The organism is Niabella aquatica, from assembly GCF_054779315.1.
This window is the reverse complement of sequence record NZ_BAAGYM010000016.1, coordinates 107938-134010: the sequence shown is the minus strand read 5'-3', so window position 1 is coordinate 134010 and position 26073 is coordinate 107938. Positions and strand designations below refer to the sequence as shown.

The 26073-nt window shown below is 43.7% G+C and carries 27 protein-coding genes; 6 read left to right on the top strand and 21 right to left on the bottom strand.

Annotation, left to right across the window (positions count from 1 at the left end; translation table 11 throughout):
• Positions 1–38 precede the first annotated feature (38 nt).
• Positions 39–656 carry a DinB family protein gene (locus ACYVBM_RS14170; RefSeq protein WP_460686332.1) on the top strand — a complete coding sequence of 206 codons (618 nt, stop codon included), beginning with the start codon at positions 39–41 and terminating at the stop codon, positions 654–656.
• Here the strand turns inward: ACYVBM_RS14170 and ACYVBM_RS14165 are convergent.
• Positions 585–1826, bottom strand: a complete 1242-nt coding sequence (locus tag ACYVBM_RS14165) for a multidrug effflux MFS transporter (RefSeq protein WP_460686331.1) — start codon at positions 1824–1826, stop codon at positions 585–587. The genes ACYVBM_RS14170 and ACYVBM_RS14165 overlap by 72 nt on opposite strands.
• Positions 1827–2007: 181 nt before the next feature.
• Here ACYVBM_RS14165 and ACYVBM_RS14160 point away from each other — a divergent pair, with 181 nt between their 5' ends.
• Positions 2008–3060: a 3-oxoacyl-ACP synthase III family protein gene (locus tag ACYVBM_RS14160; protein WP_460686330.1), complete on the top strand. Its 1053-nt coding sequence runs from the start codon at positions 2008–2010 to the stop codon at positions 3058–3060.
• A gap of 102 nt (positions 3061–3162) precedes the next feature.
• Here ACYVBM_RS14160 and fabG read toward each other — a convergent pair whose 3' ends face one another.
• From fabG to hemA, 12 genes are all read right to left on the bottom strand, one after another.
• On the bottom strand, positions 3163–3891 hold the full coding sequence (fabG, locus tag ACYVBM_RS14155) for a 3-oxoacyl-ACP reductase FabG (protein ID WP_460686329.1): 729 nt from the start codon (positions 3889–3891) through the stop codon (positions 3163–3165).
• 192 nt (positions 3892–4083) lie between these two features.
• Positions 4084–5631 (bottom strand): HAL/PAL/TAL family ammonia-lyase, encoded by a 1548-nt coding sequence (locus ACYVBM_RS14150; RefSeq protein WP_460686328.1) that lies wholly within the window; start codon positions 5629–5631, stop codon positions 4084–4086.
• Between the two features lie 351 nt (positions 5632–5982).
• Positions 5983–7290, bottom strand: coding sequence for a glutamate-1-semialdehyde 2,1-aminomutase (hemL, locus tag ACYVBM_RS14145; RefSeq protein WP_460686327.1), 1308 nt, complete (start codon positions 7288–7290; stop codon positions 5983–5985).
• An 88-nt stretch (positions 7291–7378) separates the two neighbouring features.
• Complete coding sequence (locus ACYVBM_RS14140) at positions 7379–7897, bottom strand: STM3941 family protein (protein WP_460686326.1); 519 nt, start codon at positions 7895–7897, stop codon at positions 7379–7381.
• A 9-nt stretch (positions 7898–7906) separates the two neighbouring features.
• Positions 7907–9271 (bottom strand): oxygen-independent coproporphyrinogen III oxidase, encoded by a 1365-nt coding sequence (gene hemN, locus ACYVBM_RS14135; protein WP_460686325.1) that lies wholly within the window; start codon positions 9269–9271, stop codon positions 7907–7909.
• Positions 9272–9310: 39 nt separating this feature from the next.
• Positions 9311–10297 (bottom strand): porphobilinogen synthase, encoded by a 987-nt coding sequence (hemB, locus tag ACYVBM_RS14130; RefSeq protein WP_460686324.1) that lies wholly within the window; start codon positions 10295–10297, stop codon positions 9311–9313.
• A gap of 25 nt (positions 10298–10322) precedes the next feature.
• Positions 10323–11195, bottom strand: coding sequence for a hypothetical protein (locus ACYVBM_RS14125; RefSeq protein ID WP_460686323.1), 873 nt, complete (start codon positions 11193–11195; stop codon positions 10323–10325).
• A gap of 5 nt (positions 11196–11200) precedes the next feature.
• On the bottom strand, positions 11201–12193 hold the full coding sequence (gene hemF, locus ACYVBM_RS14120; protein WP_460686322.1) for an oxygen-dependent coproporphyrinogen oxidase: 993 nt from the start codon (positions 12191–12193) through the stop codon (positions 11201–11203).
• 40 nt (positions 12194–12233) lie between these two features.
• Positions 12234–13271 (bottom strand): uroporphyrinogen decarboxylase, encoded by a 1038-nt coding sequence (hemE, locus tag ACYVBM_RS14115; protein ID WP_460686321.1) that lies wholly within the window; start codon positions 13269–13271, stop codon positions 12234–12236.
• On the bottom strand, positions 13268–13945 hold the full coding sequence (locus tag ACYVBM_RS14110; protein WP_460686320.1) for a uroporphyrinogen-III synthase: 678 nt from the start codon (positions 13943–13945) through the stop codon (positions 13268–13270). Before ACYVBM_RS14110 ends, hemE begins: the two co-directional genes overlap by 4 nt.
• Positions 13938–14879 (bottom strand): hydroxymethylbilane synthase, encoded by a 942-nt coding sequence (gene hemC, locus ACYVBM_RS14105; protein ID WP_460686319.1) that lies wholly within the window; start codon positions 14877–14879, stop codon positions 13938–13940. Before hemC ends, ACYVBM_RS14110 begins: the two co-directional genes overlap by 8 nt.
• Complete coding sequence (gene hemA, locus ACYVBM_RS14100; RefSeq protein ID WP_460686318.1) at positions 14879–16120, bottom strand: glutamyl-tRNA reductase; 1242 nt, start codon at positions 16118–16120, stop codon at positions 14879–14881. The genes hemC and hemA overlap by 1 nt, the downstream gene beginning before the upstream one ends.
• A gap of 347 nt (positions 16121–16467) precedes the next feature.
• On the opposite strand from hemA, the gene hemH reads away from it, so the two are divergent.
• From hemH to ACYVBM_RS14080, 4 genes are all read left to right on the top strand, one after another.
• Positions 16468–17511: a ferrochelatase gene (gene hemH / locus ACYVBM_RS14095; protein WP_460686317.1), complete on the top strand. Its 1044-nt coding sequence runs from the start codon at positions 16468–16470 to the stop codon at positions 17509–17511.
• A 97-nt stretch (positions 17512–17608) separates the two neighbouring features.
• The gene (locus ACYVBM_RS14090) at positions 17609–18085 is read left to right on the top strand and encodes an OsmC family protein (protein ID WP_460686316.1); all 477 of its coding nucleotides are present in this window, start codon (positions 17609–17611) and stop codon (positions 18083–18085) included.
• On the top strand, positions 18078–18635 hold the full coding sequence (locus ACYVBM_RS14085) for a CopD family protein (protein ID WP_460686315.1): 558 nt from the start codon (positions 18078–18080) through the stop codon (positions 18633–18635). The genes ACYVBM_RS14090 and ACYVBM_RS14085 overlap by 8 nt, the downstream gene beginning before the upstream one ends.
• 6 nt (positions 18636–18641) lie before the next feature.
• Entirely contained in the window at positions 18642–19862 is a 1221-nt protein-coding gene (locus ACYVBM_RS14080) for a purple acid phosphatase family protein (RefSeq protein WP_460686314.1), read from the top strand.
• A 60-nt stretch (positions 19863–19922) separates the two neighbouring features.
• Here the strand turns inward: ACYVBM_RS14080 and atpH are convergent, their stop codons facing one another.
• From atpH to ACYVBM_RS14040, 8 genes are all read right to left on the bottom strand, one after another.
• Positions 19923–20486: an ATP synthase F1 subunit delta gene (gene atpH, locus ACYVBM_RS14075; RefSeq protein WP_460686313.1), complete on the bottom strand. Its 564-nt coding sequence runs from the start codon at positions 20484–20486 to the stop codon at positions 19923–19925.
• A gap of 63 nt (positions 20487–20549) precedes the next feature.
• Positions 20550–21044: a F0F1 ATP synthase subunit B gene (gene atpF / locus ACYVBM_RS14070; RefSeq protein WP_460686312.1), complete on the bottom strand. Its 495-nt coding sequence runs from the start codon at positions 21042–21044 to the stop codon at positions 20550–20552.
• 243 nt (positions 21045–21287) lie between these two features.
• A complete protein-coding gene (gene atpE, locus ACYVBM_RS14065) occupies positions 21288–21539 on the bottom strand; it encodes an ATP synthase F0 subunit C (RefSeq protein WP_460686311.1) in 252 nt (83 codons plus the stop codon).
• Positions 21540–21575: 36 nt separating this feature from the next.
• Complete coding sequence (gene atpB / locus ACYVBM_RS14060; protein WP_460686310.1) at positions 21576–22724, bottom strand: F0F1 ATP synthase subunit A; 1149 nt, start codon at positions 22722–22724, stop codon at positions 21576–21578.
• Positions 22725–22872: 148 nt separating this feature from the next.
• A complete protein-coding gene (locus ACYVBM_RS14055) occupies positions 22873–23034 on the bottom strand; it encodes a hypothetical protein (protein ID WP_460686309.1) in 162 nt (53 codons plus the stop codon).
• Positions 23035–23333: 299 nt separating this feature from the next.
• On the bottom strand, positions 23334–23549 hold the full coding sequence (locus ACYVBM_RS14050) for a hypothetical protein (protein WP_460686308.1): 216 nt from the start codon (positions 23547–23549) through the stop codon (positions 23334–23336).
• Between the two features lie 49 nt (positions 23550–23598).
• Positions 23599–24339 carry a LytR/AlgR family response regulator transcription factor gene (locus ACYVBM_RS14045; RefSeq protein WP_460686307.1) on the bottom strand — a complete coding sequence of 247 codons (741 nt, stop codon included), beginning with the start codon at positions 24337–24339 and terminating at the stop codon, positions 23599–23601.
• Positions 24336–26069: a sensor histidine kinase gene (locus ACYVBM_RS14040; protein ID WP_460686306.1), complete on the bottom strand. Its 1734-nt coding sequence runs from the start codon at positions 26067–26069 to the stop codon at positions 24336–24338. Before ACYVBM_RS14040 ends, ACYVBM_RS14045 begins: the two co-directional genes overlap by 4 nt.
• Positions 26070–26073 lie beyond the last annotated feature (4 nt).

The window sequence follows — 26073 nt, the reverse complement described above, 5'->3', positions numbered from 1 at the left end:
TCAATATTTTTTAACAGCAGGATGATGAATTTTGCCATATGAAACTACCCACCATACAATTACTCGGTGACCTGAAGGCAATAACACAAAGACATTGTGAAATACTACAACACCTGCAATCCATGCCAGATGCCGACCTGGAGCATCGCCCTCATGCCCAGGGCTGGAACGCGCTGGAATGTACAGAGCACCTGAACCGTTATGCTGCATTTTATCATCCTGAAATTGAAAAAAGGATCAACCAGGCCGGCACAAAGCCCGATACTATATTTAAAAGCGGATGGCTGGGTAATTATTTTGCGAAAATGATGTGGCCCAAAGAAAGGCTCAACAAAATGAAAACATTCAGATCCATGAATCCTGCTCATGAGCATATTAACAGGCAAACCCTGACGAAGTTCGAAAGCCGCCTCCAACAATTATTACAATTACTGGATCAAGCAGCCACAATAAATCTTAATAAAACAAGAACGTCTATCAGTATCAGCCCCTTCATCAAGCTCAAAATTGGAGACACTTTCAGGGTAGTGATTTATCACAACGAAAGACATTTGCAACAGGCTTTGGAAGCTGCCGGTAATTTATCAGGCAGTTTTAAACAGATGCTTTTTCAGTATTCCGTGCAAAACAATAAACGCGAGTACAGCCATGACTAAATAACCCCAGCCCAGCTCAAACTGATCCTGTGGTTTTAACAGGCCTACAGCTGCATAACTCGCTATAGAGGTAATAATATAATTAGAACCACCGGCAAAACCACTTGCCACACCTGCCATTTTTGGGAAACGGCCTAAACAAAACGCAAAATAATTATTGAACATGAAGCCAACACACAGGTGCACTAAAAAGGCAAAGAGCAAAAGAGAATAAATATTATACAACCATAAGGTGCTCAGGATCATCAGCGCAACAAATACGATCTGTAAAATATTGCTCAGCCTCAGCTTGGGCAGAAAAGGCTTTCGAATGAGGGCTTTTCCCAGGAAGCCGCCGCTCATCCAGGCCAGCCCCATTATGAGAGCAGCGTAGCCAGCTACTACCGGCGAATAATGCATCCGGTGCTCAATAATAAAAGCGCCGGATAATCCAAAAATCATTGTGGAGCCATACGCCAGTCCGCATATTATTATCCCACATACAAATAATCTGTCGCGCAGCATTATTTTATAATCTCTTATAATATAAGATAGCTTAAAACTGCGCCATGCAGGAACCGTTTCTCCAGAAAACACCCATTCCAGTACCAGCATAATAAGGCCGTAACCTGCAAGCACATAGAAATTAGCCTGCCAGTTAAAATATTTTTCCAGGTAGCCGCCTATAAAAGGTGCTATTACCGGGGCAGATGACCATACGATGGACATCATGCTCAGGTAGTGTTTACGTTTCTCCCCTTCATATACGTCTACAAAGAAAGCACGCTTGGCCGTTACTATAAAGCCAGTTGTGATGCCCTGAACAATCCGCATGGCGTAAATAACCTCTATATGCTGTGTATTGATAATGACCAGGTTACTGATAACAAAAGCGCCCAGGGAGAAAAGCGCTAAGCGGAACCGGCCAAAGCTATCGATCAGGCTGCCTGCTATAAACTGCGAAGCGCCATAGCTGATCAAAAACAAGGTAAGGGTTAATTGTATAGCGCTTTCTGACTGGTGCAGATCCTGCGCCATATGCGGCATCGAAGGAATATAAATATCCGTGATCAGCCCGGAAAGCGGTATCAGCAAAAAGGAAAGCCAGGTAGCTATTTTCTTGTGCTGCCCGGGTAATCTTTTTACATTGGTAAAAGAACGTGGATTTATAACGGTCTCTGTAATGCGCATAAAAGTTTGAGCAAGTATAACACATCCGCCACAAAAATGTTGTAAAGAGCATTTTAACCCATCCGGCAGGTGCTCATTTCCTGGTTATACACCTTTTAAAAGCCTCCTGAAATAATTTAACAATGCAACTATTGCCAATTGCCTGTATTTATTATCTTGCCCGATAATAACAGTTGTTAGTATGAACAAAACGATCATTGCAGGTATCGGAAAATACGTTCCCGAAAATGTGATTACCAACGAAGCGCTTACAAAGGTGATGGACACCAGTGATGCCTGGATACAGGAACGTACCGGCATCCGCGAACGCCGCTATGCCACCCGCTTTGAAGAAACTACTGCTACACTTGGCGCCAAGGCTGCCAAAATAGCTATGGAACGGGCAGGCATAACTGCCGGTGATATTGATTTTTTGATCTTCGCCACCTTAAGCCCCGATTATTTTTTTCCCGGCTGCGGCGTATTGGTACAGCGGTTATTAGGCCTGAAAGAAGTGGGCGCCTTAGATGTCCGCAACCAATGCAGTGGGTTTGTGTATGCATTGAGCATTGGCGACCAGTTCATTAAAACAGGAATGTATAAAAATATCCTGATCATTGGCGCCGAAATTCATTCCTATGCGCTGGACTTCAGTACACGCGGGCGCAATGTATCGGTTATTTTTGGCGATGGTGCAGGAGCCGTAATACTACAACCTTCTCCCAGTACGGATCGCGGTATACTAAGCACGCACCTGCACAGCGACGGCGAAGATGCAGAAATTTTAAGCATGCCTAACCCTGGTTTTCATGCAGGGGCCCACAACCCCGGGTGGAAACCGAAGGTGGATGAAAATAATCCTTATGCCAACCTTTTTGTCAACCAGGACCTGGTCGACAGGCAGGATATGTATCCTTATATGGACGGGCAGGCTGTGTTTAAACGGGCTGTTATAAAAATGCCGGAAGTTATTGATGAAGCGCTTTATACAAATGGTTACAGGGGAAGCGATATTGACCTGTTGATAACACACCAGGCCAACCTGCGTATCTCTCAGTTTATGCAGCAAAAATTAGGCTTAAGCGATAACCAGGTGTTTAATAATATACAGAAATACGGGAATACCACAGCTGCTTCTGTTCCGCTGGCACTTTGTGAAGCATGGGAAGCAGGAAAAGTAAAAGAAGGAGACCTGGTATGCCTGGCTGCATTTGGCAGCGGGTTTACCTGGGCCAGTGCCCTGATGAAATGGTAAGGATGAGAAGACAGCCGATAGCATTTAGAAGTCAGGCAATCGATGCTTTTAGATCCCGGGCTAACCCAAAAGTAATATCATCCCCAATTTCTCATCCACGGTTTATGTATATAAACCGCCGTTAACCGACAGTACCTGCCCTGTAATATAACCAGCCTCCGCGGACACAAAAAACGCCACGGCATGAGCCACTTCTTCGGGTGTGCCAAAGCGGGCGGCCGGTATTAATTGCTTCATTTGGGTTTCATCCATATCCGCAGTCATATCGGTTTTAATGAATCCCGGAGCTACTGCATTTACAGTAATATTGCGCTTGCCTGCTTCCTGTGCAAGGGCTTTTGTTGCTGCAATAACACCACCTTTGGCAGCAGAATAATTGGTTTGCCCGGCAAGGCCTTTCAGCCCGCTTAACGATACTACGTTTACAATACGGCCGTAGCGCCGGCGCAACATACCGTTTACTATAATACGTGTAACATTAAAAAATCCTCCAAGGCTGGTGTTTAAAACATTGTCCCACTGTTCATCCTTCATCCACATCAGCAAAACATCGTCTTTAATACCGGCATTATTTACCAGCACTTCAATTATTTTATCCGTATTGGCCTCCATCCATCCATTTAAGGCGGCTGCTACTGCTTCCCGATCGGCCACATCAAACTGTAATAAAGCCCCATCGCCTCCTTCGGCTTTTATCGCCTCCAGGGTTTCTTCGGCTTTTTGCAGGCTGCCTTTATAGTTAATGATAACATAGTAGCCCATGAAGGCCAGCTTTATACATATTGCCCGGCCTATTCCGCGGGAGCCACCGGTTACTAAAGCACATTTCATATTGAAGATTTGAAGGTTAAAGTTGAGGGTTTGAGGTTGAAGTGGCCCGAAAGCCCGGAAGAGTAAAAGCAAGTCGCCGGTATCTCTGATAAATATTCAATCCTGGATTTCCCGACCTGCTGCTTATATTCTACCGCACAAGAGTGCGACGCAATTCCGACACCATTTATTCAACAGCCGGTAACATAATAACTATCCATATACCGTTTCCGGTGCGTTGGCTTCGAGCCATGTTCTGACCTTAGCCAGATCTTTATAAAGCGGACTGTCTTCCACAAACTTTGGAAAAATGTTTCGCAGCGCATTATAAACGGCTTTTGTTTTGGGCGACATCTTTTGATGGCATTCCAGGTAATCTACTGCCTGCAGCAAGGTCATGGCCTGTATGGAAATGACCTCATATGCATTATCAATTACCTTTTTGGTTAATTGTGCAGCGTTGAAGCCCATGCTTACTATATCCTGGTTATCGTTATTATTAGGTATGCTATGCACATACATGGGATAAGAAAGCGTTTGATTTTCGGCAGTGGTGGAAGTGGCGGTGAACTGGATGCCCTGCATCCCAAAATTCAACCCGAGCACACCGAGGTTTACAAAGGGCGGGAATTTTTGATTGAGCCTGCTGTTGAGGAAATAATTCAGCTGGCGCTCGCTCAGCATAGTGAGCTTGGTAATGGCGATTTTAATTTTATCCATTTCAAAAGACACATAATCGCCATGGAAATTACCCCCATGAAAAATATTATGGCTGGCCACATCCACCACAGGGTTATCGTTAACCGAGTTCAGCTCGTTCACCACAATTGCTTCAGCCTGCGCCAAGGTATCGTAAACCGGGCCTAATACCTGCGTTACACAACGTAAAGAATAATATTCCTGCACCTTGTCTTCAAAAACATCGTGCTGTATATTTTCGGGATTATATAAATGCTCGGAGCGACTGCGGATCATTTCGCTGCCTTTTAAGATATCCCTGAAGGCCGATGCAATATGGTTTTGCCCCTTATGGTGTTTAACGATATTCAGTTCATACGAAAAATGATCATCGTACACTTCCATCAGCTCATTCGTAATGGCCGAAAGTGTTACCGACCAATCGAGCAGCTTATGTGCCCGGATGATATTCAGTAACCCTACGCCTGTCATGGCCGAAGTACCGTTGATCAAAGAAAGTCCTTCCCGGATATGTACCTGCAACGGCTTTAACCCCGCCAGCTCAAATCCCTGGGCCGCAGGCATCAGCTGCCCCAGGTACCATACTTCACCCTCACCAATAACACCTAAGGCCAAATGGGCCAATTGCACCAGGTCGCCGCTGGCCCCCACCCCTCCATGCTCATATATGCATGGCACAAGATCCGCATTGATCATAGCCGTTAGCAGCTCAACCAGCTCTGTATTTACCCCTGAGTAACCCTGCAGGAAATTATTGAGCCTGGCTATCATCACGGCCCTGCCTAAAAGCGGGTTCAGTACATTGCCTCCTCCGCTACTATGGCTGCGGATAAGATTGTATTGCAGCTGCAGGATATTGTCATCGCTGATTTTATACTGGGCCATCGGGCCAAAACCCGTATTGATGCCATAGATGAGCTTATGATCGGAAAACTGCTGTAAAAAATCAAAAGAAGCTTTTACCTTTTTAATAGCTGCTTCATCAACCGCTATCTGTTTTTTATATAGAAGAATCTCCTCAAAATCTTTCAAAGACAGTCTGCTACCGCCTACCTTTATCATTTGCAATTGTATTGATTAAACAAGGAAGCAAAAGAACAAAATATATAGATGGCAGCCAAAAATATCCTTTAGAGTAATAAGCGCACCCCATTTATTGTATTGCTGGGCAAACACCCATAATGGCCCCGCTGCTGCTGCCGGTTATAAAACACGACAACAAAATGGTATGCATCTGCAGTAATTGTCGTATTTATTCCTCTCAAAAAAATCACCTTAAAGGAGATGGTATATTATCTACAGGTGTTTCGAGAAACATGGTCGGCAAGCGCACCACAACATTGCGTATTGAACAGGTTTTTAATGTCTAAATGATAGGATTTCAAAAGTTTTCCAGCTATGTCTTCTAAAACCCTAACCCAGGGTCTGCAAACTCTCCCTTGCTGCTTGCACTGTTTTATCCAGGTCTTCATAGCTCAGCGCATTGTTCAGGAACCAGCTTTCGTAAGCCGATGGCGGCAAATACACTCCACGCTGTAACATTGCATGAAAAAATTGTTTAAACCTTTCCATATCACACCCTGCCGCACCGGCAAAGTCTGTAACCGGCTTGTCTCCAAAATGCACACTGATCATACTACCGAGGTGATTGATTGTATACGGCTGTCCCCATTCGTTCAGCACTTTTTCCAGCCCTCCTTGCAGGTATTGCGTTTTGGCATCCAGTTGCTGTAACAAAAACGGGTTACTTTTAAGCTCGCTTAATAAAGTAAACCCTGCGATCATTGCAATAGGGTTCCCGCTTAAGGTACCCGCCTGGTAAACGTTTCCGAGCGGGGCTATACATTCCATTATTTCCCTCTTTCCCCCAAAAGCACCTACGGGCATCCCGGCGCCGATCACTTTTCCGTAAGTAACCAGGTCGGCCCCAATACCCAGCTTCTCCTGCGCACCACCCAGCGCCAGGCGAAAGCCCGTCATTACTTCATCAAAAATCAATACGATTCTTTCTTCGTTACAAATGGCACGTACCCCTTCCAAAAATCCCGGCTGCGGCAAAATACAACCCATATTGCCTGCCACCGGCTCTATAATGATGGCCGCAATTTCATCCCGGTTTTCTGCAACCAGCCTTTTTACACCTTCCAGGTCATTATAAGCGCATGTAAGTGTATCGTTAGCAATAGCGGCTGTTACCCCCGGTACCGTTTGAATGTTAAACGTTGCTACACCACTCCCCGCCTTTACCAGGAATGCATCGGCATGACCATGATAACAGCCCTCAAACTTGATGAATTTATTCCGGCCGGTGTAGCCTCTTGCCAAACGTAAAGCGCTCATACAGGCTTCTGTACCACTGCTTACCATTCGTATCAGATCCACGTTCGGCACCATTGATTTTATCAGCTCAGCCATTTTAATCTCCAGCTCGGTTGGAGTCCCGTAAGAAGTGGAGTATACGGCCTGCTCCTGTATAGCTTTAACTACAGCCCCATAGGCATGACCCAGGATCATTGGCCCCCAGGACGCGATGTAATCAATATACCGGTTATCATCTGCATCGTACAGGTAAGCCCCTTTGGCGTTTTTAATAAACAATGGCGTACCGCCCACGCTTTTAAACGCGCGCACCGGCGAGTTGACGCCACCGGGAATGGATTGCAGCGCCCTTTCAAATAATATTTTGCTTGATTCGTATTGATACATATTCTGATTAATCAAATGGTTTTTTATTAATTGCCAAAGGCGAGAAGGCCTTATACAGCGAATGACTGTGCCGCACGCTTTATCTTACCTGTTCCGGTACTATTTAGCGATGCTTTTCCAACTCCCTTCTTACTATAGCAAACAGCTCATCAAAGTTTATTTTTAACCGGCTGGCTGCAATGTTTACCGGGGTTCTAAGCGTATTGTAATTCATCTCGAGCATTTTTCTTTTTAATGAATGGGACTCTGCCTCCATATACTTTTCAGGGTCTTTAATAGTTATTTTTATATAATGGTCGCCTGCATTTTGCAGGTGCGTAATATCCGTTACATCGCGCCAGCGTACTTTGGCAAACATCACTCCCAGGGAATTATCTGTAATACCCTCATTATCTATTGTCAGCCCCGGCTTTTTATTGAACACTTTTTGCGCAACAAAAGCGGTTAAGATAATACATACAAAAGTTCCTATAAACCCTGCCACTTTTATAAAGCCATAGCTATGGCCCTTTACAAACAATTGGGGCTGCACCGCCATTAGTGTAAACAAAATCAGCAGTACAACGAATAATGCAAACCGCTTCAGGGCTTTTGATTTATTAACGGGTACTTCAATTATCATAATACTTCTTTATACTGTCATTGAAAAAATTCTTGTTTGTGGCTGCTTACGCATCATCCTTAAATCAAAAGCCATGGCAATATTGCGTACAAAGCCACGGCCGGCTGCTGTTACCTTCAATGAACCGGCCTGTATCTCTATAAGCCCATCCTGCACCATTTGTTCCAGGCGCAACAATATTCCGGGCATTTCCGGCAAATGCATATCTGCTTCATTCCACGATGTTTCCAGGTTACACATCAGGTTTAAGATATGCTTTCTTACCACCAGGTCTTCCCTGTTCAGTATATGCCCCCGAAATACCGGCAGGGAGCCGTTTTTAACCCTTGCGGTATAATCTTCCACGGATTTATCGTTCTGGGCAAAAGCATACCAGCTATCACTAATGGCCGACATTCCCAAACCGATCATTACCTGCGTTGAGGAAGAAGAATAGCCCATAAAGTTCCGGTGGATGGTTTTGTCCTGGATGGCTTTATAAAGGCTGTCCGTTGGTAATGCGAAATGGTCCATACCGATCTCTATATAGCCCATTTCCTCCAGGAGATTTTTGCCTTTTTCATACAATTCCCTTTTTAACTCCGGTGAAGGCAGGTCACTTTCGTCAAAGCCTCTTTGCCCTACCCCTTTGATCCAGGGCACATGTGCATACGAGTAAAAAGCGATCCTGTCTGGTTTTAGCTGCTTTGTTTTTTCAATGGTATGCTTCATACTCATCCATGTTTGGTGCGGCAGGCCGAATACCAGGTCGTTGCTGATGCTTTCATACCCCATTTCCCTTGCCAGGGATGTAACTTCGGCAACTTTTTCAAAAGGCTGTATCCTGTTAATTGTTTTTTGCACTTGGGGATCATAATCCTGCACACCAAAACTCACCCGCCTGAATCCCAGGCTATACAGGGTTTTCAGGTGCCTGGCCGTTGTATTATTCGGATGGCCTTCAAAGCTGAATTCGGGATGTTCGTTGATGTCGGCCAGGGCAAAGATTCCTTCAAGCAAAATTTTCAGGTTTTCGGGCTTAAAAAAAGTAGGCGTACCACCGCCTAAATGCAGCTCCTTTATTTTAGGCCGCTTTCCTAAAATATCCACATACATTTCCCATTCTTTCAGCACCGTTTCAATATAAGGAGCTTCCACTCCATGCTGTTTGGTAATGCGCTTATGGCAGGCGCAAAACGTACAGAGGCTTTCGCAAAAAGGAAGGTGTATATAAATACTGATCCCATCCGTATCATTCGTTTCCTCAAAACTTCTTTTTAAAGTTTCAATCCATTCATCTGCCGAAAACAAATCTTCTTCCCAATAAGGTACCGTGGGGTAGCTCGTATAACGGGGACCCGGAATGTTATATTTATTAATGAGGGTCTGGTTCATGATTCGTAGTGTGGGGTTCAGGATCAGCACCTGTACTGTTTACAATTCGTGCAATATCTTCGCCGCATCTTTTGCAAAATAAGTAGCAATGAGATCGGCTCCTGCTCTTTTAACAGATGTCAGGCTTTCAATTACTGCTTTAGGCTCGTCTAACCAGCCACGCTCTGCCGCAGCTTTTATCATGGCATATTCGCCGCTTACATGGTAAGCCGATACAGGTACTGTTACGGCATTTTTTACCTCGCGAATAATATCCAGGTAAGCCATTGCAGGTTTTACCATTACAATATCTGCGCCTTGTTCTACATCCTGCAACGTTTCATTAACAGCTTCAATGCGGTTGGCATAATTCATCTGGTACGTTTTCTTATCCCCAAAGCCCGGGGCGCTGTCCAGCGCATCCCGGAACGGTCCATAAAAACAGCTGGCATATTTAGCGCTATAACTCATGATGCCTGTATTAATAAAACCGTTCTCTTCCAGGGCCTTTCTAAAAGCGCCAATACGCCCGTCCATCATATCGCTGGGGGCAATAAAGTCTGCACCGGCTTCAGCATGGGAAAGGCTCATTAATGTTAACGCCTCCACTGTCTGATCGTTAAGAATGGTTCCTTTCTCAACATCCACAATACCATCATGCCCGTAAACAGAATACGGGTCTAATGCCACATCGGTCATTACTATCATCTCAGGAACAGCATTTTTTATTTCCTTAACAGCATGCTGCATCAGCCCATCAGGGTTCCATGCCTCTTTACCGGTATTGTCTTTTACTTCTTCCTTAGCTTTTACAAACAGCAATACAGCCTTAATGCCCAGGCCCCACAATTCTTTTACCTCTTTAAGTATTAAATCAAGGCTATAACGGTAATAGCCCGGCATAGACGGGATAGCTGTTTTCATGTTTTTGCCTTCATCAATAAACAAAGGGATGATAAAATCATTGGGCGTTAAAACGGTTTCCGCTACCAAAGCCCGTACAGCAGCCGTTTTCCTGGTTATACGGTTTCTTCTTTGTAAATACATATCTTCAAAAGTTTAATAAATACTTTCAGCATTCTCCATAGCCGTACACTATTTCTATACCTCCATCTTTCTCTGTAAACGCCGCACTGCTTCCACTACCTTCCGTTTCATAATAAAACCTGTACTGACCGTCAGGCGCTTTTATAAGCACTCCATCATCGTTATAGCTAACAGGCTGATACCACCATGAAAAATTATCGTAACTGCTTTTTAGCTTATTGAATGATTTCACATTTCCCGGGCGAAAAGTTTCTGCACCGGTTACCTGCAGCAGGAACAAAACCGCTTCATTTAGTTTAAAGCCCGGCAAAAATATAGTATGCGTTTCACCCCCGGCACCCGAATCCTCAAAATATTGCTGTACCCATATATAATGCACTTTGCCAGCAAAATGGTATGTTTCGCTGGTATGCACCTCCATCGAATCCTGCTTTTCCAACTCATCCTTTTTATAAGCACCCGGTTTACCAAAATAAATTTCCAGACATTCAAGCACCCGGTTGACTCCTTCGTTATATTCCTCAGTTACGGGTAATTTCTTTTGCTCGAGGCGGGACAGATATGCATCAGGCACGAAGCCGGTGGTATTATTGCATTTCACTTTTACCCATGCCGACTTCATGGTGTAATAAGCGCGCTCATTAAAATCGTGCTCCTCTTTCTTTGCAGTTACCGTATCACCATAGTAGCTAAGATATACAGGAAAAATGCCCGCAACAGTGCCGGTAACTTCTACGCTTGCTCCCTTTGCTATTTTGCCCAACAATTTGCTTTTTACATCAGGCTTTTCAAAAACCTCAAGCGCATTGCCTTTCCAATTGAAAAAGATTTTATCCTGGGCCATTAAAGCAAAGGGGAAAAGCAGCAGCAATGAAAACATATACTTTCCAGGTCTCATTTTTATCAGCATTTATTTACCCTGCCGGCCCATTCTTCTTCTGAGATTTCTGTTACCACCCAATCCCTCGGTTGCTTACAGGCCTGTAACAACTTATCTTCTTCCGTTCCGGGTTCAGGATGATAGTCATATATAAACTTCACTGTAGGGGGCAGGCTCATTAAAATGCTTTCTGTTCTTCCTTTTGTTTTGATACCAAAAACAGTGCCCCGGTCGTGCAGCAAATTAAACTCTACATAACGGCCCCGCCTTATTTCCTGCCAGGTTTTATTTTCTGCAGCGTATGGTATATTTTTTCGCTTTTGCACAATGGGCAGATACGCTTTTAAAAATGCGTTCCCGTTAGCTTCCTGGAAAGCCAGTAACCTTGCAGCTTCAGCTTCACTCTCTGCTTTTAAATGATCGTAAAAAACGCCTCCCAGTCCACGCATTTCATGATCCCGGTGTGTATTAGAAAAATATTCATCACATTGTTTTTTATAGAGCGGGTACAAATCCTTCCCGAAAGGATCGATCGCGTTTTTAAACGTGGTATGAAAATGCCTGATATCATCTTCGTATAAATAATATGGCGTAATATCAGAACCTCCGCCAAACCACCGGTCAACTACCCTTCCTTCTTCATTATGAAGTTCAAAATAACGCCAATTGGCATGTACTGCCGGCACAAACGGATTTTGTGTATGCAGCACCAGGCTGATGCCACAAGCGAACCAGGTGCCCTCATCCGAAGCAAAAACAGGAAGAATGTTCTTCATCCTGCCGGTTAGCTTTCCATATACAACAGATACATTAACACCGGCTTTTTCAAATACAACCCCGTTTTCCATAATACACGACAGTCCGCCGCCCCCTTTGCCTCCGGCACGCTCCCAGGTATCGCTTTTAAATTTCGCCGCGCCATCTTCAGTTTCAAGGGCAGAACAGATTGTTTCCTGAAGATGGTATACAAAACGGATCCACCTGTCCCTGAATGTTTTTGTTTCTTCTTTTCTCATTCCTAAAATTTTAAGACAGCAAAATGGCCAGATCGTATTTTCAGCTATACTCTTTTATCGTGTTCACAAATGCCTTTGCATGATCCACAGGCACATTAGGCAGGATACCATGACCCAGATTGGCTATATGACTGCCAGGGCCAAAAGCCTGCAACATTTCCTTTACCTCTTTTTGTATAACAGGAATGGGTGATAAGAGTTTTGCCGGGTCAAAATTTCCCTGCAGGGCTACGCTGTTGCCGGCCAGTTGCCTTGCCATTTGCGGCTCGACGCACCAGTCGATCCCCAGGCCATGGGCCCCGGTTGCAGCCATTTCACCTAAAGAACTCCAGGCACCTTTCGCAAAAACGATCGTTGGTGCTTCTTCTTTCACGGCTGCAACGATCTGGCGGATATATTGCAATGAAAATGTTTCAAAATCCTTTTTACCCAGCAGTCCACCCCAGCTGTCAAAAATCTGCACCAGGTCAGCCCCGGCGGCAATTTGTCCTTTTAAATAACTGATAGTAGTATCCGTGATCATCTGTAATAAAGTATGCGCAAGATCAGGGTTTTGATAGCAAAATCCTTTCGCCTCATCAAAAGTTTTACTTCCCTTTCCCTGCACCATATAACACAACAATGTCCAGGGAGCTCCCGCAAAACCGATCAATGGCACCCGCCCGTTCAGCTCCTGTTTTATCAGTTGAATGGCATCAAATACATAATGCAGCCGGTCTGCTACATCCGGTACACAGATGCGTTCCAGGTCTTGCCGCGTTTTTACAGGTTGTGGCAATAAAGGCCCCTGTTTTTCTATCAGCTGCACTTCCATGCCCATTGCCTGCGGCACCACTAAGATATCTGAAAACAGAATAGCGGCATCCACACCGATAATATCCACCGGCTGCAAAGTGATCTCGCAGGCCAGCTCAGGATTCTGGCACCTTTCAAAGAAAGTATATTTTTCTCTTAGCTTAATATATTCAGGCAGGTACCTTCCTGCCTGGCGCATCATCCATACAGGCGTTCGTTCTGTTGGTTCTCCTAATAAAGTTCTAACCAATAAATCGTTTTGCAAATTTTTGTCTCTTCTCATGATCCATTTATTTTTTCGAGCATCGCACGTATCTCCGGTTTTTCTGCGATGATAATATTTTCCTTGCTGTACTTTAATATTGCCTGGGCTGTAGTAGTTCCTATGCAATAATATTTTTGATGAGGGGCTGCGCTGTTCAGCTCAAAATAACTTTCCACGCCCGATGGGCTGTAAAACATAATACCGTCATACTGTTGCTCTACTTTTTTGGAACTTGCCCGGTTTTCATAGCAAATCACTTCTGATGACTTCAATTGCAGTTGCTGTAAAAAATGGGGGATTGTTGGTAATCTTTTATCTCCGCAAAACAAGACATAGCGGGCTTTTTCATTCACAGCTATTAAGCGTATCAAATCACCGGCATAGGCTGCAGTAGCTATCACATCCAAAGAGGTTTGTTTTACTGCATGAAAAGTAGCGCCGGATATGCAATAAGTTTTATTCTTCAAATTTTTCAAAATCTCAAACGCTGCCTGCACGGCATGCTGGCTGGTAAAAAGAAAAATATCGCCGGTATCAATATTTCCCAACTGCTGGCTAATACCGGCTATTGATTTGTAATGAATATCAATAAATGAAATACAATCGATAAGAATCCCTTTTCTTCCTGCTGCACTTATTATAGCGGGTTCTAAAACTCTTGTGCTCAATATTTTCCTTTCCGCATCAGCCATTTTTTAGTTTTTCGATGATTGCGTTTCCACCGTTTTGCAATATTTCTCCTGCGGCAACTGCTCCGGCTGTTGCTGCATCCTGCCAACTAAAAATCTTTTCCACTCCAACCTTATTTTTTCCATCGGGGGTAACAATATTCCCTTTAAACAATATTTCACCGTTCACTATTTCAGCAAGAGCGCTGATAGGTGTGGAGCATCCGCCCATTAAAGCGCTCAAAAAATCACGTTCTATCTTTACACAGGTTGCTGTATCGCTGTGGTTTAACGCTAAAACGGCCTCAAGTGTACGGGTATCATCCGTTCTGCCCACCACCATAATCGCGCCTTGTGCAGGAGCAGGCAGCATCCAATCCAGGTCTGTACTGCTTTCTGGCCGAAGATTAATGCGCTCTAAACCTGCCGCTGCAAAAATAGCCCCGTCCCAGTTACTTGCTGCTACTTTCTTTAGCCGGGTATTGATGTTCCCCCTCAGATTTTCTATTGTAGTATTGGGATAGCGGTGCAGCCACTGTGCCCGGCGGCGGATACTGCTGGTTGCAATGGTTAGAGATGCCGGTTGATCGTTGATAGCCGACAGCTTATTTTCCTTGCCTGTTATATGAACTCTGTGAACTAATACGTCCCTATAATTCGCCCGTTTCAACACGGCTGCCTGGGTGATGCCTTGCGGCAACTGTACCGGTACATCTTTCATGCTATGCACTGCAATATCAATTGTCCCGTTAAGAAGGGCTATATCGAGGCTACGGGTAAACACGCCCTGCACGCCCATTGCATATAACGGGGTTACCAGGTCTAAATCACCTTCGCTTTTTATATAAACCAGCTCAGCTTTACAGCCATTACGTTCCAGTAAACTTTTTACTAAATCGGCCTGCCATATGGCCAGCTGACTTTCGCGGGTACCTATTCGGATGGGATTATTTTGCATCAGGACATTTGCAGGTAATCATTAATCAAATTAATAAACTGACAACCCTTGTCATTTTTTGTTTTAAGATTTACAGCCAATTGCTTTACCGCTTTCTGGGCTTTTAAAGTTTGCTCTTTTAATACCGCATCTTTAGCAAATTCACAGGTAAAATCCTGCAATTTATCAATTTCCTGCAGCTTGCTTTTCCACGTTTTAAGGTGAAGAACATAGCGATAATCTTTCAGCCACTGCCAGAACTCCTGGGTATAATGCTCAATGATCGCTTCCGCCTTGGGCACTTCTTCGCGCCGCCGTGCCAGGGTTTTATCTAAAATAGTGGTAGATATCTCATCTACATCTATTACCAGTTTCCCTTTCATTTGCTTTACATCAGGATGTACATTCACGGGAACAGAAAGGTCTAATATCAGCTTATCATCGGTTTCATTTAAATGCCCGGGCAGCACCGTAGGCTCATTGGCATTCGTGCATACAATAATCACATCTGCTGCGGAAATCGCTTCCCTGCGGGCTTTATATTCACAAAAATGAATACCGCTGGCTTTTGATAAAGCCAGTGCTGTATCATCCGTACGGTTCATTACCGTAAGCTTTACAGACGGAAAATAACTGATCAGGTTTTTACAAACATTAGAACCAAATTTGCCGGCACCAATTACCAGTATCTTTTTAGCAGCAATATCAGGTATGGCCTGCAGCAACTCTATAGCAGCAAAAGAAACAGATACGGTACCATTGCTCAGCTCCGTTTCTGTTTTAATCCTTTTAGAAGCCTGGAAAACAAAATTCAGGGTCCGGTCCATTACCGGGCCAATGACGTCATGATCTTTTGCCAGCTCCACCGATTTTTTGATCTGTCCCAGTATTTCGTAATCGCCCAGGATCTGGGAATCCAGGCCGGCCGACACGTGGAACAGATGCCGCAACGCGGTATTGCCGTTTTTTAAATAAGCATATTCAAAAAAAGTTTTACGATCGGCTTTGCAATGTTCCAGCAGCAGGTTCACCAGCTGTATTACCGACTCTGCAAACCCGTAAATTTCTGTACGGTTACAGGTAGATACCACAAACACACTTTTTATCCCCGCAGCTTTGGCTTCCTGCGCCAGGGCAGCAAATTCGCTGTTATTAATAGAGAACAATCCCCGTGTGGCAGCATCAGCTTTATGGTAGTTGATCCCGGCCACACAAAACCTGTCGAGCACCTGTTTTGAAATATGAAATTCTTCTGCAGACATTGAGTGGTGCAAATGTATATAACGATCCTTTTGTTAGCGTCATAATATTGTCATCTGGCAACAAAAAAAATATCAGTTCTTTTTATGATCATAATCATATTTATCACTCTTAAATTTCTATGCCCCACCATAACAATTTGCTACCTTCGCGGAAATTTTTTTTGGACCCCGGCAGGTGAATACATGTACGATATACGATATTGGATGTACGGATTCAGGATAAATGTACACCGTTCTCCTTACGTCGTACGTAAATGATGACCTGCAACCGGACCAATGAGAGGTACAATGGGAATACCGATGCTGTCCCGATAGCTACAGGAATGCATCTGCTGATATCATAATAAATGAAAAGAGGAATTATATTAATGAATTTAGGCTCGCCGGATTCTACCAGCCGCAGCGATGTGAAAGAATACCTGGACGAGTTTCTGATGGATGAACGGGTGATTGACAAGCCGTACCTGCTACGGTTATTGCTGGTTAGAGGTATTATCACTCCCTTCAGGGCTGCAAAATCGGCAGAAGCCTATAAAACGATCTGGTGGGACGAAGGATCGCCCCTGATCGTACTTACCGAGCGCCTTAAAGAAACATTACAACTCAAAGTAGCAGCTCCGGTGGAAATAGCAATGCGGTACCGCAAGCCACATCCCAAAACGGCCTACGACAACCTGCTGGCTAAAGTACCGGAACTGGAGGAAGTGATTCTGGTGCCTTTATATCCCCACTATGCTATGAGCAGCTGGGAAACTGCGGTGGAGTACATGAAAGAAATTCATGCCAAACATCAATATCGTTTTAAGCTGAAAACCGTACCGCCGTTCTATAAGCACCCGGCATATATTAATGCCCTTGCGGAAAGTATGAAACCCTATTTGCAGGATGAGTACGACCAGTTGCTGTTTAGCTACCACGGCATCCCCGAACGGCATGTATTAAAAACAGACCCTACCCAAAGCCATTGTATGCAGGTAGAGAATTGCTGCTACAAATCGAGCGCTTCGCATGCCACCTGCTACCGCCACCAGGTAACCATGACCAGCGAGCTGGTGGCCAAAAAGCTGGGGCTGAAAAAAAATCAATGGGCGCAAAGCTATCAAAGCCGCCTCGGACGCGACCCGTGGCTTTTGCCCAGCACACAGGAACGGCTGCCCAACCTGCCAAAGGAAGGCGTTAAAAAAATAAAAGTGGTTTGCCCCTCTTTTATCAGCGACTGCCTGGAAACGCTGGAAGAGATCGAAGAACGCGGTAAAGAAGACTTTATGGCCCATGGCGGAGAAAAGTACGAATATATTCCTTGTGTTAATACCAATGAAGTATGGGTAGACGCATTGGTGCAACTGATAGAGGAGGCGGTTGATGCTCCGTATGAAAATTTTGTAAATTAGCGATAGAAAATTCAAGGTACTTCAAAGTGAATTGAAGTATCTTTTAAACTGATCTCTTTTTTAAGCCGCAAGCCGCGGCTTTTTTATACTTCATCATATGAGCAGGCAGCATCATTACAACGTTACTATTTTATGGGAGAGCAAGGATGGGACTATTGATTATAAAGGCTATCAGCGCGACCATACCATAAGCGTCAAAAATAAACCTGTTATTGAAGCATCTTCAGACCCTTCGTTCAGAGGCAATGCGTCTAAATATAATCCCGAAGAGCTGTTTGTTGCTTCTGTTGCCAATTGCCATATGCTTTGGTATTTACATTTATGCGCCATCAACGGAGTAATCGTTACCTATTATGAAGATAAAGCCAAAGGTATGATGACAGAAAATGCTGACGGTAGCGGCAGGTTTACCGAAGTAGCGCTGCATCCAATTGTAACGGTTTTGTCAAAAGAGATGATAAGCAAGGCAGAAGGTCTTCATAAGGAAGCAAATAAGTTTTGTTTTATCGCCAATTCCCTCAACTTTGCGGTTACTCATCAACCGAAGACAATCGTTAAAGAAAGCAATGTCTAACGCATACTTATATTTTAAGGCTATCCACATCATCTTTGTAGTAACCTGGTTCGCCGGGTTATTTTACATGCCGCGCCTGCTTATTTACAATGTAGAAGCTAACGACAAACCTAAAGAAGTAAAAGAAGCGCTGCAACACCAGTTTGGCATTATGATGAAAAGGTTATGGTATGGCATTACCTGGCCTTCGGCTGTTCTTACCTTATTATTCGGACTGATCGTTTTGTTTAAAAGTGCGTGGGTTGCCCTGTTATTTGAAAAAGCCGGGCTTTGGCTATTGCTGAAGCTGGTACTGGTTGTATTTCTTTACGGGTACCACCTGGCAACACATATTATTTTCAGGCAGCAGCTTAAAGGCATTTTCAGGTTCAGCTCCCAGCAGCTGCGCCTGTGGAATGAAATAGCAACGATCTTTCTTATTACCATTGTAATGCTGGTAGTAGTAAAACAGGGCATCAGCCTGGTATGGGGAATTGCGGGTACTGTATTACTGGTAGTACTATTAATGCTTGCCATCAGGATTTATAAACATATCAGGAATAAAAATTAGTTAATCATGTCTGTGAAACGCAGGGAGTTTATCGGTCATATTTCCAAAGCCGGGATATTCGGAGCGCTGGGCATTGGCAATGGAGCAACACTTATAAAAGATGTAAACGGGCTTACAGCCCGCCCGGATGAGGGGCATGTATTTTTATCGCAGCCTTACCTGCAGGCCCCGGCCCCCGGCAGTATGAATATTGTATGGATCACGAATAAGCTTTGTTACAGCTGGGTAGAATATGGAGCAGGCAAAAAGCTGGATCAGAAAGCACATGAAGTAACCAACGGCCTGGTAAACGCCTACAACCGTGTTAACAATGTGCATTTGCCCAACCTAAAACCCAATACCCGGTACAGCTATCGCGTGGTATCAAAAGAAATCACCGGTTTCCAGCCTTACCAATTAACCTATGGGGAAACGATCAGCAGCGAAGTAAAAACATTTTCTACCATAAACCCCGGGGCTCCGGAAGTAAGCTGGCTGGTGATGAATGACATACACGACCGCCCTCAATCTTTTGCGCAGCTGATGAAGCTGAACGGTGATGATCCTTACGATTATGTTTTCCTGAACGGAGATATGTTTGATTATCAGACCGATGAGCAGCAGCTCATCAATCACTTATTAAAACCCTGTACCGACGTGTTTGCCGGCACAACGCCATTTCTTTTTGTGCGCGGCAACCATGAGACCAGGGGTAAATTTGCACGTGAGATTGCCGATTATTTCGCATCTCCTTCCGGAAGATACTATTACAGCTACCAATGGGGGCCTGTTTATAATATTGTATTAGATACCGGCGAAGATAAGCCCGATGACCACGAAGTTTATGCTGGCATCGTAGACTTTGATAATTACAGGAAACAGCAGGCCAGCTGGCTTGAAAAAGAAATGCAGACCAAAGCTTTTAAAACAGCACCTTTCAGGGTAGTAATGATGCATATCCCCCACTTTTACTCGGGCGACTGGCATGGAACCTTGCATTGCCGGGAACTGTTTGCCCCGCTATTTGATAAATATAAAATAGACCTGTTTATTGCAGGGCACACCCATAAATACGGGGTCTTTGCTCCCGAAAAAGGGCAACATAATTACCCTATCATTATTGGCGGAGGCCCCAAAGAAGGTAACAGAACGCTTATAAAAGTAAAAGCCAGCCAGCAGGAAATCAACCTTACAATGCTAAGAGATGATGGTACCAAAGTGGGCAGCTGCCTGGTGAAAAGAAAGTAACCGATAAGAGAAAAGCCGCTGCAAGTGCAACGGCTTTTCTCTTATCCAGAAATCTTTTTTCTATCTGACCCTGTAAATAAAATCGTTGTTCTTAAACTGTTTAGCTACTTCACGCAGATCATAAGCAATGCTGGCATCCACCATTTTATCGCCCATTTCCAATACAAAGCCGCCAATAATGCCAGGGTTCACCTTTTCATTAAGCTCTATTTTTTCTACACCGGCAGCCTTTTTAACCTGTGCTACAATATTGTCCTTAACAGCATTACTTACAGGTACCGCAGTGGTTAGCGTTACCGTATGAATATTATTATATTTTTTGTAAAGTACAATAAATTCATTCAGCATTTCAGGCAAATGGGCTTCACGTCCTTTTATAATCAGCAGGCGGATAAACCCCTGTGAAATTTCCCCGATATTTGCTTTAGCAACCGCTTCTATAATCTTTTGCTTTTTATCTGCCTTGATAACAGGGCTTCTGAGCAGGCTTACAAAATCACTATTACTTTTACAAACAGCCTGTAACCATTGAATATCGGCAAACACCTGCTCCAGCTGTCCCTTTTCTACGGCGATATCCAATAAAGCTTTTGCGTACCTGTATGCTAAACGGGGATTAAGCATTTTTTTATTTGAAGTTTAATATTTGAATGGAATACTACTCAACACGCGCCTTTTATTACCCGGTTAATTGAGCTTAATGCTATCTACCATACTGTTGATATGAGCTTCCTGCTTATTCTGGCTGCTCAGTTCTTCTCTCAGCACTCTTTCGCTCACTTCCACCACCAGTTTGCCCACCTCGTTTTTAACCTCAGTTAGCGCGGCCATTTTTTGAGCATTGATAGCCTGCTGGGCATCTGCAATAATTTTTGATGCCTCGGTTTTCGCCTGCTCTTTCGCTTCGTTAATAATTTTGTCTTTGGTTTCACGGGCTTCTTTTAAAAGTTGTCCCCTTTCTTCGCGGGCTTTAGCTAATAAAGCCTCGTTCTCACCTTGCAGCTGCGCCATCTCTGCTTTTACTTTTTCAGCAGAGGCTATAGCGCCGGCAATATTTTGCTCGCGCTCGTTCAACATTTTCAGAATGGGCTTCCATGCAAATTTCTTAAGTATAAAAAATACTACTAAAAAGGCCACAAGCGCCCAAACAAAATAACCGAGGTCTGGTGTAACTAATCCCATTGTTTTATAAAATTGATAAGTTATAAGTTGATAAGTTGGCAAGGAATATGTAGTTCACCCGTTAACTTTTAAACATGTAAACTATTAGTTGATTTATATTCCGCAGTACACCGTGTGTTCCGATAGCTACCGGAACAAAACCGCTGCCACAAGTACTAAAGCCGACAACATAATAAAAAGAGCTAAAGATTATCGCACCCGCCGCCCTTTGCTTGAGATGCGATAAAATTTTTGGTGAAGCTATTACTTCAGTACAGCCAGTAAGCCTGCAATTACTGCAAACAGGGCAACACCCTCAATAAAGGCTGCGGTTAAGATCATAGCACCACGAATGTCGTTGGCAGCTTCCGGCTGACGGGCGATACCTTCTGTAGCACCTTTACCGATCTGGCCAATACCCAAACCAGCGCCAATTGCTGCTAAACCAGCGCCTAAGGCACCACCTACGTGAGACCAGCTACCGGTTACTTCCAACAAAGTGTTTAATACATCCATGATTGTGATTTTATATAATTAAAAATAAAAAACGGTTTAATGATGCGCCTGCATATCCTCTTCAAAATGATGGTCGCCAATAGCGCCGCTAATAAATACTGCCGTAAGCACGGTAAAAATGTAGGCCTGAATAAAAGCAACCAGAATTTCTATCACATAAATAAATACCGCGAATGCTATCGAAACAGGAGAGAACGCATAACCTGCTACATGGCTCATTTCGGCGAAAATAAATATGAGGCTGATAAAACTAAGAATAATGATGTGCCCGGCCGTCATGTTCGCGAACAAACGCACAATAAGCGCAAAAGGCTTGGTAAACACGCCTAACAGCTCTACCGGTATCATGAGCAACTTTACAGGAAGCGGCACGCCGGGGAACCAGAATATATGCGCCCAATAATGTTTATTAGTGCTGAACAGGATCACAAAGAAAGAAATAATACCCATTACCGCAGTAAAAGCGATATTGCCGGTAACGTTGGCCGCACCGGGCAATAATCCAAAGAGATTATTTATCAGGATAAAAAAGAATATAGTAAGCAGGTAAGGCAGATACTTTTTGTATTTAGGCCCCAGGTTGGGCTTTGCGATATCATCACGTACATACGTAATAACCGGCTCCACGGCATTCTGGAAACCCCTGGGCGCAGTAGTTACACCGTATCCTTTCTGGTATTTTTTTGCAAGAGTAATGAGAATAACCACCAGAACGGTTAGGGCCAGCAACATTTGCGCTACGTTTTTAGTAATGGAGAAGTCGTATACTTTTACTGATTCATCTACCTTTCCGTTTGCATCTACAGGCACCACTTTGTCATGCTCCAGTTTATAGCCGTTGTACACCTCGTGGCCGTGATGGAATTTAGAAGACATAAAAGCAGAAAAACCCCTTTGAGGTGAATATACCAGTACCGGTAAAGGCAAAGTGGCGTGCAATTCACTGCCATCACCCTTTTTATAGGTAAAGAAGTGAAACTCATGCGAATCCGCAATATGATGTAAAATAGCATCGCCGGGCTTAAAAGCTTCTTTTCCGGCTACCTCATGTTCTGCCGTACCCTGTTCCCCTACCGCCGCCCCATGAGGCGCTTCTTCGTGCTGGGCAAAAACCGCTGGTGTCGCAAACGTAAAAAAAAGGCTGAAAGCCGCCATTATAAAGGACCTGAGGCCAATATATCCCATAACTCGCTGAAATTTGGCGCAAAGATAAGGGTAGTATGGGAAAGTTGGAAGGTTTAAAAGTTGAAAAAATTGGAAAGCGTTGCAGTGCTGCCTGCATTTTGTCAATTGCCTGCTATAAGCCTTCGTTTTGCTGAATTTCCTTAATCCGTTACAGGTAAATAATATCTATTTGGTCCTTGGGCCGATTGACAGCTTTCTTATTGGCTATCAGGTGGTTAATATGCAAAAAAGGTACTAAAACGCCGTCAATATCGGCAACACCAGCCAGTTTAAGACATTGCTCAAAAGAATAACCTTCCAGCCCTTTCATATCCACCATTAAATCAAGCCGGTAGCCATTATTCAAATAAAGATAAGTCCATCAGGGAACGATCTGCAAGTATTGATCATGTAATAATTTTCGCCGGAGTAATCTTCAAAAGCTTTACGGAAGTTCTCCCGGTTGACTTTCGTTTCTTTCAGCCATACATCCACGTCTTCCGTGGATCGTTGATAGCCATTCAAATTTGTAGCAACGCCCCCACCATGATATACCTGACCTTTCGCTTATTAAGGCAGGTCCAGAAGTCCAGCAACTCTGCGTCAAATATATCCATACCAATACACTAATTATTTATAAGGCTTATAGGTAATTTTAGCATTTTTGAACATTATGCTTCGTTTCATAAGTGTGGTCATTACTAAAAATCGCTCTTTGTAGCTACGTTTTAACGCCGCCCGAAGCAAATCGTCTTCAGCCTTTTCAAAATAAAAATCATCCGGTTCGCTTACCACGGAAAGCGGCTCATCTTCTTCTGTAATCTTATATTTTTTTGCTGCTGCCATTTCTACCGCAATTTACTAATTTTTTTGGGGATAAAAGTATATTGCGCCTCTATCTTAACAGTACCTTTTTTACAAGCTCTTTTTTCGTCTTTGATACCGGAATTTTTACTCCATTCTGTAACAGCAATGAGCCCCCGTCTTCTTTCAAATAACTTTTTACATAATGGGTATTTACAAGGTGCGTTTGATGGCATCGTACAAATCCATGCGGTAAAAGCAGCTCTTCGTATTCCTTCAAGGGTTTGGACACCAGTATCTTATCTCCTGCCAGAAGATAAAAAAAAGTGTAGGTATTCTGCGCTTCACAGCGTACAATATCGTCAACCGATACATACCGGACTTCGTGCATCTGGGGTAATGCTATTTTAGCAGGTTTTCTGTTTCCCCGGATATGGTCGATTAAAAAATCCAGTTGCACATTACGCTGTTTTAACTCTATTTTCTCCCGTGCTTTATTTACTGCCAGTGTAAGCTCGGCTATATCTACCGGCTTTAGTATGTAATCCAGAGCAGCATATTTAATAGCCTGAATGCCATACTGATCATAAGCGGTTACAAATATCACTTCAAAGCATCTTTCTGGAATAGCCTGCAATACTTCAAATCCGGTTCCGGCACCCATCTGTATATCCAGGAACAAAAGATCGGGCTGTACAGAGCCTATAATGGAAACAGCATCTGTATTATTATCAGCCCAACCTGCAATTTCAATCCATGGAAAGTTTTTATTTAATATGATTTGAAGATTCTCAATATTATGAGGCTCATCGTCTACAATTATGGCTTTCATTTTAACCAGCTTTTTATCTTTAGGGTAACAATGGCGCCCGGCAGTCCCGAACTGACATCTAAACCAAAAATATCACCATAAAGGGTATTCAATAAAGATATCCTGTTTTCCGACAAAACCAGCCCCTTGCCATCGTAACGCCTTTTGGAGCTAAAGCCTTTCCCGTTATCCTTCACTTCGATAATAAGGTCGTTTTCCTCCCGGTACATTTTTATTAATATCTTACCCTCCTGTTTAATAGAAGCGACGCCATGCTTTACAGCATTTTCTACAAAAGGTTGCAGCAACATGGGAGGAATTTCGGTATTTTGTGTATCAATGCCATTGCCGGTTTCAACGGAGTAAGTAAAACCAAACCTCAATTGCTCCATTTGTAAATAATCATTCAGTAGTTTTATTTCGTCATTCAGCGGTATCAGCTCTTTTTCTGCATCATTCAGCACACTGCGCGTAAGCCTCGAAAAAGTAGTAAGATAGGCATTGGCCTTTTCGTTTTCCTGCTTGTGTAACAGGTTTTGAATACCCGCAAGTGCATTAAAAATAAAATGAGGATTTAATTGGGACTGAACGGCCTGCAAACTGAGTTTTGCCTCCCGGGCGGCCTGCTTTTCTGCCTGTATTTTTTTTCGTTGCCTGTATTTTAAAAACAGGAACAAAGCCAGCAATGCGGCACCAGCCACACCTGCACCCCAAAGCACATCGCGCAGCCTGAACATATACGGGCGGCTGATTTCAAAACTGGTGCTGGCAAATACGGGAGTAACTAAATTGGCTCTGGAGTTTTTATCCCTATAATCGGCAGTAGTAACAAGTAAGGTATACTTTCCCCCGTTGTTAATAAGCCCGGCTGGAATTTCCGCCGTATAGGAGGGCCGGGGCAATGGCTTAATGTCACCCCCCATCCTGGCCCAAAAGTATAATTGCATATCGGTTACCGGTTCCCAGTTCAGCGCAAGATCAACGGTATCTTTTTCCCGGCCCATATCCCGGATAAGATAACCTCTGAAGAAAAAAGGATAGTTTTTAGTATGAATGGTAATACCAAGCCCTCTAAAATTTTCCGCTGTGTTTAACCGAACTTTACCCTTTAATTCAACCATTTTGATTTGTTTCAAAAAATCGTCAATCTTTTTATTTTTAGATTTTTGAGCATTTTTTAGAACGATGTCGGATGTTCCTCCACATTGCAGCAGCGGCGCCTCTAATATGCGCGTGTTTACTATCTGGGTAATTACACTTTCAGGGTTGTTTATATTATATAGTTTTATAAATAGCACCTTATCCCTACAATCAAAATCGTTCGCAAAAAGAATGGTCCTGCTTCCCCCCTGCGGCACCCATCTGCCTGCGGGCAATACACGCCATCCTGTGTTAACAGTAGTATCCATATCTGTAATGCTATAGCGCATATCGCTGATCCTGCAATAAGCTGTATCAAATGAAAAGCTGATATCTATTTTTTGCGCACCGGGATAATATTCCAAACTGGTTTGTGGCTTTTTCACACTCATGGGATAGAGTACGTAATACTTGCTATGAGGGTCTACTCCTTCGGAGGATGGAGTGGTAGTTATGCCAAAATCTCCCCGGGCATCTTGAACTGTTTGTTGCTTTGCTCCATAATAAACAATGCCACCCCCGCTATTAGACGAAGCATAATCATATTGTGCAAAAACTGGCTTTGCCGTTACCAGTAACAGCAACAACCCCATTGATTTACCTGCATTCATATCG